The organism is Luteimonas deserti (genome assembly GCF_013425765.1).
Classification (GTDB): domain Bacteria; phylum Pseudomonadota; class Gammaproteobacteria; order Xanthomonadales; family Xanthomonadaceae; genus Luteimonas; species Luteimonas deserti.
On record NZ_JACCJZ010000005.1, the window covers coordinates 13,460 to 24,821 of the forward strand.

Annotated in this window: 11 protein-coding genes; 9 read left to right on the forward strand and 2 right to left on the reverse strand. The window is 70.6% G+C overall.

All coding sequences use genetic code 11. The annotated features are described in order from the left end of the window. The first annotated feature begins 7 nt into the window (after nucleotides 1-7). The 6 genes from mrcB (at nucleotide 8) to H0E82_RS02305 (ending at nucleotide 7,897) form a co-directional block, all read left to right on the forward strand. Nucleotides 8-2,476 carry a penicillin-binding protein 1B gene (mrcB, locus tag H0E82_RS02280; RefSeq protein ID WP_180543367.1) on the forward strand — a complete coding sequence of 823 codons (2,469 nt, stop codon included), beginning with the start codon at nucleotides 8-10 and terminating at the stop codon, nucleotides 2,474-2,476. Next, entirely contained in the window at nucleotides 2,473-3,009 is a 537-nt protein-coding gene (locus H0E82_RS02285) for a tetratricopeptide repeat protein (protein WP_328796936.1), read from the forward strand. Before mrcB ends, H0E82_RS02285 begins: the two co-directional genes overlap by 4 nt. Beyond that, nucleotides 2,987-5,185 carry a DNA repair helicase YoaA gene (gene yoaA, locus H0E82_RS02290; protein WP_425600304.1) on the forward strand — a complete coding sequence of 733 codons (2,199 nt, stop codon included), beginning with the start codon at nucleotides 2,987-2,989 and terminating at the stop codon, nucleotides 5,183-5,185. Before H0E82_RS02285 ends, yoaA begins: the two co-directional genes overlap by 23 nt. Then, on the forward strand, nucleotides 5,182-5,886 hold the full coding sequence (gene tsaB / locus H0E82_RS02295; protein ID WP_180543369.1) for a tRNA (adenosine(37)-N6)-threonylcarbamoyltransferase complex dimerization subunit type 1 TsaB: 705 nt from the start codon (nucleotides 5,182-5,184) through the stop codon (nucleotides 5,884-5,886). The genes yoaA and tsaB overlap by 4 nt, the downstream gene beginning before the upstream one ends. Before the next feature lie 70 nt (nucleotides 5,887-5,956). After that, nucleotides 5,957-6,586, forward strand: coding sequence for a signal peptidase I (lepB, locus tag H0E82_RS02300; protein ID WP_425600306.1), 630 nt, complete (start codon nucleotides 5,957-5,959; stop codon nucleotides 6,584-6,586). 540 nt (nucleotides 6,587-7,126) lie between these two features. Further along, nucleotides 7,127-7,897, forward strand: coding sequence for a hypothetical protein (locus tag H0E82_RS02305; protein WP_180543371.1), 771 nt, complete (start codon nucleotides 7,127-7,129; stop codon nucleotides 7,895-7,897). Nucleotides 7,898-7,975: 78 nt separating this feature from the next. Here H0E82_RS02305 and H0E82_RS02310 read toward each other — a convergent pair whose 3' ends face one another. Both H0E82_RS02310 and gshB read right to left on the reverse strand, forming a co-directional pair. Then, nucleotides 7,976-8,875: an energy transducer TonB gene (locus H0E82_RS02310; protein ID WP_425600307.1), complete on the reverse strand. Its 900-nt coding sequence runs from the start codon at nucleotides 8,873-8,875 to the stop codon at nucleotides 7,976-7,978. Further along, nucleotides 8,872-9,831 (reverse strand): glutathione synthase, encoded by a 960-nt coding sequence (gshB, locus tag H0E82_RS02315; RefSeq protein WP_180543372.1) that lies wholly within the window; start codon nucleotides 9,829-9,831, stop codon nucleotides 8,872-8,874. The genes H0E82_RS02310 and gshB overlap by 4 nt, the downstream gene beginning before the upstream one ends. A 185-nt stretch (nucleotides 9,832-10,016) precedes the next feature. Here gshB and pilG point away from each other — a divergent pair, with 185 nt between their 5' ends. Genes pilG through H0E82_RS02330 form a run of 3 tightly spaced genes read left to right on the forward strand, consistent with a single transcriptional unit; the run spans nucleotide 10,017 to nucleotide 11,358 of the window. Beyond that, on the forward strand, nucleotides 10,017-10,421 hold the full coding sequence (pilG, locus tag H0E82_RS02320; protein ID WP_180543373.1) for a twitching motility response regulator PilG: 405 nt from the start codon (nucleotides 10,017-10,019) through the stop codon (nucleotides 10,419-10,421). A gap of 11 nt (nucleotides 10,422-10,432) precedes the next feature. Then, nucleotides 10,433-10,798 carry a response regulator gene (locus H0E82_RS02325; RefSeq protein WP_180543374.1) on the forward strand — a complete coding sequence of 122 codons (366 nt, stop codon included), beginning with the start codon at nucleotides 10,433-10,435 and terminating at the stop codon, nucleotides 10,796-10,798. Next, nucleotides 10,798-11,358 (forward strand): chemotaxis protein CheW, encoded by a 561-nt coding sequence (locus tag H0E82_RS02330; protein WP_180543375.1) that lies wholly within the window; start codon nucleotides 10,798-10,800, stop codon nucleotides 11,356-11,358. Before H0E82_RS02325 ends, H0E82_RS02330 begins: the two co-directional genes overlap by 1 nt. The last annotated feature ends 4 nt before the right edge of the window (nucleotides 11,359-11,362 follow it).

An 11,362-nucleotide genomic window follows, 5' to 3' on the forward strand; every position in this document is an offset into this window, starting at 1 on the left:
GACTTCCATGGCACGGATCGAGTACGAAGACGAAGAAGACGACGTCGACGACGTCCCGCAATCGCCTGCCTGGCGCCGCCGTGCGGTCACCGCCGTGCTGGCGGTTGTCGGTCTCGGCCTCGGCTTCCTGATTCCGTACACGATCTATCTCAACAGCCAGGTGAGCGAGCGCTTCGGCGAACTGCGCTGGCAGGTGCCGACCCGGGTGTACGCGCGTCCCCTCCAGCTCGCGCCGGGGGTGGCGATGAATGCCGCGACGCTGCGCACCGAGCTCGATGCGGCAGGCTATCGCGAGGGTGATGGCGTCAAGCCCGGTACCTACGCGGTGGACGGGGCCCGCTGGACGATTTCGAGCCGGGGTTTCCGCGACGTCGACGGGGTCGTCGCGCCGGCCCGCGTGCAGGTCACGCTGTCGGGCGGCCGCGTCTCTCGCCTGCGCGACGGCGACGGCGAACGCGCGATCGAGGCCGCGCGCATGGACGCCGCGCGCATCGCCACGCTGTACGGGCAGCGTCAGGAAGAACGCCGGCTGGTGCGCGTGGAGGAGGTGCCCGAGCTGCTCACCGACACGCTGCAGGCGGTGGAGGACAAGGACTTCGCCCATCACCGCGGCATCGATCTCGGCGGCATGGCGCGCGCCGCATTCGTCAACCTGCGGGCGGGCGAGACCCGCCAGGGTGCGAGCACGCTGACCCAGCAGCTCGCGCGCAGCGGCCTGCTGGGCATCGGGCGCGAGCAGACCTATACCCGCAAGTTCAACGAAATCCTCTACGCGTTGCTGATGGAGGCCCGCTACGACAAGGGGGCGATCCTCGAGGCCTACCTCAACCAGGTCTATCTCGGCCAGCGTGGTGCGCAGGCCATCCACGGCGTGGCTGCCGGCGCGGAGTTCTGGTTCGGCCGCCGACTCGACGATCTCGAGGTCGAGCAGGTCGCGCTGCTCGTCGGCATCATCCGCGGCCCGTCCCACTACGATCCGCGGCGCCAGCCTGGACGCGCGAAGGTGCGGCGCGACTTCGTGCTCGGCAAGATGCTGGAGTCGGGCCTGATCGATCAGGTCGCGCACGACCGCGCCCTCGAGCAGCCGCTGGGCGTCACGGAAACACCCGGCAGCGTGGCGGCCAACCGGTTCCCCGGGTATGTCGACCTCGTCCGCCGGCAGCTGGCCCGCGACTACCCGGCCGGCGCGCTGCAGGGCGCCGGCCTGTCGGTGATGAGTGCGATGTCGCCCTCGGCCCAGGCCTATGCCGAGGGTGCCACGGTGCGGACGCTCAAGGAGATCTCGACGCCCCGGCGCCCGGCATTGCAGGCGGGTCTGGTGGTCACCGATGTCCACAGCGGTGAGGTGGTCGCCGCCGTCGGCAGTCGCGACCCGGTGGAGCACGGCTTCAACCGCGCGGTCGAGGCACAGCGTCCGGTGGGCTCGCTGCTCAAGCCCTTCGTGTTCCTGATCGCCCTCGGCAATCAGCCGCAGCGCTACTCGCTCGCCAGCTGGGTGGACGATTCGCCGGTGTCGATCACGCTGGAGAACGGACGCAACTGGTCGCCGACCAACTCCGACGGCCGCAGCCACGGCACCGTCCGCATGATCGACGCGCTCGCGCGCTCCTATAACCAGGCCACGGTGCGCATCGGCATGGACGTCGGCCCGCGCGCGCTGGCCGACATGGTCCACGTGCTCACGAGCGTGAAAGCGACAGCCAACCCGTCGCTGATCCTCGGCTCGCTGGACCAGAGTCCCTACGCCATGGCCCAGCTTTACCAGTTCCTCGCCTCGGGCGGCGAACGCCAGCCGCTGCGTGCGGTGCGCGGCGTCATCGACGAGCACGGACGCGTCCTGAGCCGCTATGACGACACCCCGCCACCGGCGCACGAGGGCGACGCGATCGCCGCGCGCCTGGTCACGCTGGCGTTGCAACATGCGGTGACGTCCGGCACCGGGCGCCAGCTGGTCAACGACGGGCTGGGCCGGCTCAACGCGGCCGGCAAGACCGGTACCAGCAACGACGGTCGCGACAGCTGGTTCGCGGGCTGGACCGGCGACCATCTCGCCGTGGTCTGGGTGGGCAACGACCAGAACGAGCAGACCGGCCTGTACGGTGCGACCGGCGCGATGCGGGTGTGGTCGGCGCTGTTCGCACGACTGCCCAGTAGCGCCCTGGATGTCGGGAGCGACGGGCTGGAATGGCACTGGGTCGCGCAGTCCAACAGCACCGAGGCCGAATGTCCCGGAGCGCAGCGCTTCGCCTTCGCGCGCGGCTACGCGCCGCCCTACGCGCCGTGCCAGGCTTACGCGCCCGCTCCGACGTACGTTGACGAGAACGGCAACGCGGTCGATGCCAGCGGCGCGCCGGTCGAGAGTCCGCGCCGCGGCTGGCGCGACTGGTTCGGTTTCGGGCGCGACGAGAGCGCCCCACCCGCCGAGGACGCGCCGACGCCATCCCCTGCCGCACCGCCCGAAGAGGTCCGACCGTGAAGCCTGCTGCGCCGATATCCCGTGTCCTGGCGTGTGCCGGACTGCTCGCACTCGCCGCCTGCACCACGCCGGTGTCCGCACCCGGCCCGGCTGTCCAGCCCGCGACCGAGGCCACGCCGCAGGAGATGGTGGCGATGATCCGTGGCGCGGCCGGCGACGGCGACGGTGAGCTCGCGGTGCAGCCGATCCGCGATCCGATGGTCGAGGACCTGCGCGAGCGTGCCGTGGCGCTCGAGGCCGGGGGGGATCTCGATGCCGCGGTGGCCGCGCTGGACCAGGCGCTGGACATCGTCGACGGCGACCCGGCGCTGCTGCAGGAGCGGGCCGAGCTGGCCATCCTGCAGGGCGACTTCGAGCGCGCCGGCGTCCTCGCCGAGCGTGGCTACGCGCTCGGCTCGCAGGTGGGTCCGTTGTGCCGGCGGCACTGGATCACGCTCGAGCAGGTCCGGCTGATGGCCGGCGACGTCGACGGCGCGGCGTCCGCACGCGGCCAGGCCGATGGATGCCGTGTTGCAGGACCCCAGCGTTACTGACGCGGCGGCGCTGGTCGATCCGGGCGCCGCCGGGCTGGCGGCGCGCAGTCGCGATGCCCTGGTCGACGGTGGCCTGCTCGCCGCGCGCATTTCCGCGTTCCGCCCCCGCGCGGCGCAGCAGCAGCTGGCAATGGCCGTGGCCGAGGCGCTCGACCGTCGCGGCACCCTGCTCGCCGAGGCCGGTACGGGCACGGGAAAGACCTTCGCCTACCTGGTGCCCGCGCTGTTGTCGGGCTTGAAGACCATCGTCTCGACCGGCACGCGCGCATTGCAGGACCAGCTCTACCACCGCGACCTGCCGCGTGTGCGCGATGCGCTCGGCAGCGGCCTGCGCACGGCGCTGCTCAAGGGGCGCGCGAACTATCTGTGCCTGTACCGGCTGGAGCAGGCCCGCGGCGCCCCGCATCATGCCGTGCGCGAGCTGGCGACGCCGGCGCTGGCTGCCCAGTTCCAGCGCATCGTCGCCTGGGCGGGGCGCACACGGATGGGCGACATCGCCGAGCTCGACGGCCTGCCGGAGGACACGCCGCTGCTGCCGCTGGTCACGTCCACCGTGGACAACTGCCTCGGCAACGAGTGTCCGTTCTGGAGCGAGTGCTTCCTGGTGCAGGCGCGACAGCGTGCGCAGGCGGCCGACGTCGTGGTCGTCAACCACCATCTGCTGCTCGCGGATCTCGCATTGAAGCAGGAGGGTTTCGGCGAGATCCTGCCGGGGGCCCAGGCCTTCATCGTCGACGAGGCCCACCAGTTGCCGGAACTCGCCGCACAGTTCTTCGGCGACGGCCTCAGTGCCCGGCCCCTGGTCGAGCTGGCGCGCGACGCACTCGCCGAATGTCGCGACGTGCCCGGCGCGCTGCCGGTGCTGCAGCTGCCGGCGACCGCCCTGGATGCGGCGACACGTGGCCTGCGCGCCGCGATGGACGGCCTGCCGGCACGCGGCACGCGGTACCGCGCGCTCTACGAGCCGGCGGTGGAAGATGCCCTGCACGTGCTCGACGAGGCGCTGCTGCACCTGCGCGATGCCCTGGTCGCGCTTCGTGGGGCGTCGCCCGGCTTCGACAGCTGCCATGCGCGTGCCAACCTCTGTCTGGCCCGGCTGCGGCGCTGGAACGACGGCACGACCGCCGGCGCCATGTTCGCCGACGTCGACGCGGAGCCGGCACACCCGGAGCATCTCGGATCCATGGCGACCGGTGGTGCAGGGCCCGCTTCGCCGGCAGCCGAGGCCGCCGTGGCCGCGGCGGAGGCACGTGCCACCGGAGAAGGCGACAGCGTGCTGTGGTACGAGCTCACGCCGCGCGGCTTCCGGCTGCAGCGCACGCCACTCGACGTGTCGGGGCCGCTGCGCGCGCAGCGCGAGGCCTCGCATGCGGCGTGGGTGTTCACCTCGGCCACGCTCACTGTGGATGGGGCCTTCGACCATGTCGCGACGCGCCTCGGGCTGGAGGCGCCGACCACGCTGCACGCCCCGAGTCCGTTCGACTGGCCCCACCAGGCCCTGTGCTATCTGCCTCCGGGCCTGCCGCCGCCGGCCAGTGGCGAGTACACGCGCGCTGTAATCGAAGCGCTCCGGCCGGTGCTCGACGCGTCGGGCGGGCGGGCATTCGTGCTTTTCGCGTCGCACCGCGCGCTGCGAGAAAGCGCCGCACGGCTGCGCGCCACCCCGGGCGGGTGTCCCTGGCCCCTGTTCGTGCAGGGCGAGGCACCGCGGCACGTGCTGTTGCAGCAGTTTCGCGAATCGGGCAACGGCGTATTGCTGGGCGCTGCCAGTTTCCGCGAAGGCGTCGACGTCGCAGGCGAGGCGCTCAGTGTGGTGGTGATCGACAAGCTGCCGTTCGCGGCGCCGGACGACCCGGTGTTCGAGGCCCGCCTGGACGCGATCCGGCGCAGTGGCGGCAATCCGTTCCGCGACGAACAACTGCCGCAGGCGGTGATCGCGCTCAAGCAGGGCGTCGGACGCCTGATCCGCACCGAGAACGACCGCGGCGTGCTCGTGCTGTGTGACCCCCGCCTGCTGGGCAAGGGCTATGGCGCTGTATTCCTCGACTCCCTGCCGCCCCTGCCGCGGACGCGCGAGGTCGCCGACGTCGCTGCGTTCTTCGCGTCTCCAGCTGCGACAATCGACGTCACCGGGGCCTCCGCCCGGTGCCCGGATCCGGACCACATCCCGTCATGAAGCTGCTCGCATTCGACACCGCCACCGAGGCCTGCTCCGTCGCCGTCTGGGACGACGGCCGCGTGCTCGAGCGATTCGAAGTCGCGCCGCGGCGCCATGCCGAGCTGGCGTTGCCTTGGGCCGAGGCCCTGCTGGCCGAGGCCGGCATCGCCCGCGGCCAGCTCGACGCGATCGCGGTCGGCCGGGGCCCGGGCGCGTTCACGGGGGTGCGTCTGGGGATCGCCCTGGCCCAGGGCATCGCGTTGGCCCTGGACCGCCCGGTCGTCGCGTGCTCCACGCTTGCAGTGCTTGCCATGCGCGCCGATGCCCCCGTCGGTGCGCGGGTGCTGGCCGCGATCGACGCGCGCATGGGCGAGATCTACAGCGGCGCGTTCACGATCGAGGACGACGGCCCGCGCCTCGTCGGCGCCGAGCAGGTCGGTGCACCCGGGCAGCTCGCATTCGGCGGCGATGCGTCGGACTGGCACGGCGTGGGCACCGGATTCGCTGCCGCCGACGGCGCCCTGGCCTCGCGGCTGGAAGGCCGCTTCGCCGCCATCAATGCCAGCGCGCTGCCGCGTGCACGCGACCTGGCGCGACTGGCCGCGGCCGCATTCGCGCGTGGGGAAGCCGGCGCCCCGGAACGCGTCGAGCCGGCCTACCTGCGCGACAACGTGGCGCTGACCCTGGTCGAGCAGCAGGCCCGTCGCGCTACGGGCTGAGCGGGGAACCCCGACCGTGGCGGCCGGTCCAAGCGGGCGTCCCCAGGAGTCCACGATGTCACAGCCCAGTCTGCCCGCCGCGCCCGCCCCGTCTCCGTCACCCCGCCGTGGCGCCCGCTCCTGGTTGCGCCGCGAAGGCCTTCCGCTGGTCGTGATGCTGCTGTTGCTGGTTGTGGCGCGTTCTTCGCTGGCCAATCACTACCACGTGCCCAGCGGCTCGATGGAACCGACGCTGATGCCCGGCGACCGGGTGGTGGTCGACATGCGTGCCTACGGCGTGCGGGTCCCGCTGGCCGGCTGGACCGTGTGGCCGGGCGCGGCGCCGGCTCCGGGCGACGTGGTGGTGTTCCGATCGCCGGAGGACGGCACGCGTCTGATCAAGCGGGTGGTCGCGGTCGGAGGCGACCGCGTGGACCTGCAGGACGGGCATCTGACGATCAACGGGGTGGCGCTGGCGCCCGCGCCCGGCCTGCCGGAGAACTTCGGCGCACGCCAGGCGCGGCTGGCTCTCGATGCCGGCGGCGGCCCCGACATCGATGGCCTGGTGGTGCCCGAAGGTCAGGTGCTGGTGCTCGGCGACCATCGCGGGGCGAGTCTGGACGGCCGCTATTTCGGCCTGGTCGACAGCGATGCGATCTACGGACAGGCGCGCGGCGTGTTCTGGCGCCGCGGGGACGGTCCGCTCTGGCGCAGGCTGTAAGCGCCTCTCGCGCCTCCGCGTTGGCCCGTTCGGATCCGCGGAGCCGGAGGCTGCCTCGTTCGCGCCCGGGCCGGGTCGTCGTGCAGCCGCAGTGCGCTGCGCGTCGCAGGGGACTGCATGCACGTGGCCCGCACGTCGCGACGGATCCCGCTGCCGGCCAGCCGTGCCTGGATTCGAGACAACGGGATTTCAGGTGCGAGCGTCGAGGATCTTGAGCACGACGGACGCAGTGGAAACGCGCGTGGGTCATCGAGCGCATCCCGCCATCCCGACCGGACGTGCACGAGACTTCATGTCGGGGCTGATCGGGTCGTCGGGCGCCCGGACATGGCGGCCTCGATCCAGAGGAGATAATGTCGTTGCCCGCAATCCGGGATCGCAGGCGTTCGCATCGCGTACGCCCGAATCGCGCAAGCGCCTCGACTCGTCGTCTCCAGAAATCCTGGGAATGTCCCGGAACGGGCCGGGGCGGCACGCGGGCGCTCGTGGCGAACGGGTGCGGAACCTTTCGAAGTTCGGACGGAGTTTCAGCTAATCGCCATGACCACGATCCATCTCGCTGACGATGCGGGTCTAAACCTGCTCGAAATAGGGAGGTTCCTTGCCGGAGACGGTTCCTCGGGGACTCTCGAGTTCATGCGGAATGGTGCGCGTGTGCATCGCGGAGACGAGATATTCGAAGGCATCGGGACCGTCACGGATGGGCTGCTCGAGACGTACCTGAAAACGGTGGTGGACCAGCGATGGCGCAACAGTCGTCTGGAGCACAGGGGGCATGTCTGGGTCGACGACGAAACGCCGATCGGCCAGGTGGAGGGCCGTGAGTGGGCGAGTCGAAGCGAGCGGAATCTACACCTCTATGCGGACGTCCTGGAGACCATGGACCTCAACCACGAATGCACGCAGATCGAGGACGTGTTGTTTCTGGCGAGGAAATGGCGGGACAGGAAGGAGATCCTCATTCCCATTGCCGCCTACATCACGATGCCGAACCAGTTCGCAGGCGAGAGCCTCGAAGAACTCCTGACGGAATCGGGTTTCGTCGCGAACTTCGACGACTGGCACGCCGATTTTGCCCAGCGACTGGTCAATCGGTATTCCATCGTGACCTGCACGCGGGAAATGGATCCCGGATTTCCGGGTGCGCCCTGGGACGTGCTATGTCTCGAAGGGCTGGAAGACGTTCTGGACGGCGCGCAGCTCGAGACGCTGGAACTGGCCTTCAGGAAGCACCTGGTTCACCGGGTCGGCAGGTCGGAATTCGATTTCCGGGATCTGGGCCGGATGTCGGGTCTGAGCCACCACCTCTAGGTTGAAGGTCGGCGGCGCACCGCGCGGCGCGATCCGCTGGGCCCGAGCGCTCGCAACGATCGCTCGAAGCCGCCGCGCTCAGTCGTCGACCAGCGTGCCGCCGGGCAGGAAGTTCCAGGTCCGGGTCACGTGCAGGACGTCGACGTTCTCTTCGGTGGCCGGCAGCGGCGGGTAGGGCTCGGCCAGGCGGGCAATGCCGAGCGCGGCGTCGTCGAGGAGGCGGGTGCCGCTGCTGCGGATGATGTCGGCACGCTCGACGCTGCCGTCACGGCGGATGGCCACGCTGATCACCAGCTCGCCGGCCAGCTGCCGCCGGCGGGCCTCATCCGGATAGTTGAGGTTGCCGACCCGCTCGACCCGGTCCACCCACTGCCGCAAGTAGGCCGCGTAGGCGTATTCCTGGGTACTGGCGGAGACGAACTTGCGCTTGGGGCGCCGCGCATACCGCTCGGAGCGCAGATGGATCTCGGCCGCCAGCCTGGCCATCGCCAGATCGCGCTCGATCTTCTGTTCGCCGCGCGGCAGGGTCGACGGATCGGTCTGCTGGCTCGGATCGGGCGCCGGCATCTCGGACGCGCCGCGCGTGCTCGCCACCACCCGGTCCCGGGTCGGCGGCTGCGCATCGGGCGATTGCGCGCGCAGCTCCATCGCCGCGACGCCACTGGTGTCCTGTGGCACCTGCCCGATCTGGGCCTCGCGCGGCCGGTTGCTGCGCTCGTGTTCGCCGCCGCCCTGGTTGCTGGCCTGGGCGAGGAAGTCGGCCTGGGCCTGGGTCAGCGGGCTGGTGGTCTCGGTGAGGATGACATCGAGCGTCGGCATCACCGGCGCGGCGTCTTCGGTGGCGAACCCCACCCCGAGCACGAGCAGCCCATGCACCAGCAGCGACAGCACCAGGGTGGCGCCGAGGCGCGCGCCCTCGTCCACCGCCGGCGTGGCGGCGGGCACCGTCGGGGCCGGCAGCGGATCGCGCGTGCTCAGCGCGGACCCGCGACCGGACCGCGTTCGATCGCGTCGAACAGCAGGCCGGCGATGTTGAGGCCGAACTCGGCATCCAGCTCGCGGATGCAGGTCGGGCTCGTGACGTTGACCTCGGTGAGCCAGTCGCCGATGACGTCGAGTCCGACGAAGCGCATGCCGCGCGCAGCGAGCGACGGGCCGACCTGTGCGGCGATCCAACGGTCGCGCTCGCTGAGCGGTCGGCCCTCGCCGCGGCCGCCGGCCGCGAGGTTGCCGCGGAACTCGTCGCCCTGGGGGATCCGCGCCAGGCAGTAGTCCACCGGCACCCCGTCGATCAGCAGGATGCGCTTGTCGCCATCCACGATCTCCGGCAGGTAGCGCTGCGCCATGGCGAGGCGCCGGCCGCCGTCGGTGAGGGTCTCGAGAATCACGTTGAGGTTGGCGTCCCCCGCGACAGCGCGGAAGATCGAGCGGCCACCCATGCCGTCGAGCGGCTTGAGCACCGCGTCGCCGTGCTCGGCGACGAAGGCCTTGAGCTCGGCCGCGTTGCGGCTGACCCGGGTGGGGGGGCAGCACTGCGGGAAGGCCAGCGCGCCGAGCTTCTCGTTCATGTCGCGCAGACCCCGGGGATCGTTGACGATCGTCGCGCCCTGGCCCTGGGCGAGGCTGAGGATCTGGGTGTCGCCGACGAATTCCGGATCGACCGGCGGATCCTTGCGCATCAGCACGACGTCGCGGGCGCCGAACCGGTGCGGCGCTTCCGGACCGAGGGTGAACCAGTCGCGCGGATCGTCGCGCACCGTCAGCGGGGCCGTCCGCGCAACGGCCTCGCCGCCGTCGAGGCCGAGGCCGCCGGGAATCACGTAGTGCAGGCGGTGGCCTCGGCGCTGCGCCTCGAGCAGCATCGCGAACGTGGAGTCCTTCGCGATCCTGATCGCGGCGATCGGGTCCATCACCACGACGACATCGAGCGGCATTGCGTGCGACCTGCTGGGCGGGGCGCACGATCTTATCAGGGCGCATGCGGGCGCCCATGCCCGCGTTTTCGAGGCGCGGCGCACATTACGGATGCAAATTGTTGACAGTTCGAGGGCCGGCTGGGATATAACACCGGCTCGCAGCGACGCCGGCTTCAGGCGCGTCGTGCACCAGGGGAGACAACATGACCAGTGACGACAAGCCGTCCGCCGGCAGCCTCGATGGCTTGCGGGTGATGGTGATCGACGACTCGAAAACCATCCGGCGCACCGCCGAGACGCTGCTCAAGCGCGAAGGTGCCGAGGTGGTCACCGCGGTCGATGGGTTCGAGGCGCTGGCCAAGATCGCCGACCAGCGCCCGCAGATCATCTTCGTCGACATCATGATGCCGCGCCTGGACGGGTATCAGACCTGCGCGCTGATCAAGAACAACCAGGTCTTCCGCAACACCCCGGTGATCATGCTCTCGTCCAAGGACGGCCTGTTCGACAAGGCCCGCGGACGGATCGTGGGATCCGAGCAGTACGTCACCAAGCCGTTCACGCGCGAGGAACTCCTCGACGCGATCCGCACACACGTCACCGCCTGAGGGGGCAGGACATGGCTCGCATCCTGTTGATCGAGGATTCGCCGACCGATACCGCCGTGCTGACCCAGTGGCTGGAACGCCACGGGCACCAGGTCACGGCATCGGACAATGCCGAGGACGGCATCGAAGCCTGCAAGCGCGACCGCCCGGATCTGGTCCTGATGGACGTGGTCCTTCCCGGCATGAGCGGCTTCCACGCCACCCGGGCGCTTGCCAAGGATGCCGACACGTCGGGCATCCCGGTCATCATCATCAGCACCAAGGGCATGGAGACCGATCGCATGTGGGGTATGCGCCAGGGGGCCAAGGGCTACATCGTCAAGCCGCCCAGCGAGGACGCGCTGATCAGTCAGGTCAACCAGGTGCTGGCCGGCTGATGTCCACTGTCCAGCCGGGCGACACGCACAGGGGCGGTGCGTTCGAACTCCTGGCCGAATACGAGCGGCGCAGCCTCGCGCACGTGGTCGGACTGCCCGAGCAGCTCGACGCGCCCGGCCTGTGGCGCGGGGTGGGCTACCGCATCGGCCGGCGCATGCTGGCCTCGGCCTTCGACGAGGTCATCGAAATCCTGCCGATGCCACCGGTCACCGCCGTGCCGGGGGCCCAGCCGTGGATGCTCGGCGTGGCCAACATCCGCGGCAGCCTGCTGCCGATCGTGGATCTCAAGCAGTTCCTCGAGGGCGAGCGCACGGTGATCAACGAGAGCCAGCGGGTGCTGCTGGTGCGCCAGCCCGGCGGCGACGTCGCGGTGACGATCGACGAGCTGTTCGGACAGCGGAGCTTCCTCGAGGAAGACGAGGTCTCCGCCGACCGCATCGCCGAGGGGCGCTATGCGCATTTCGTCGATCGCGCCTACGCCCATGCCAATGCCACATGGGGCGTCTTCAGCCTCGACCGACTCGGACGCACGCCCGAGTTCAGACACGCTGCGGCCTGAGGTC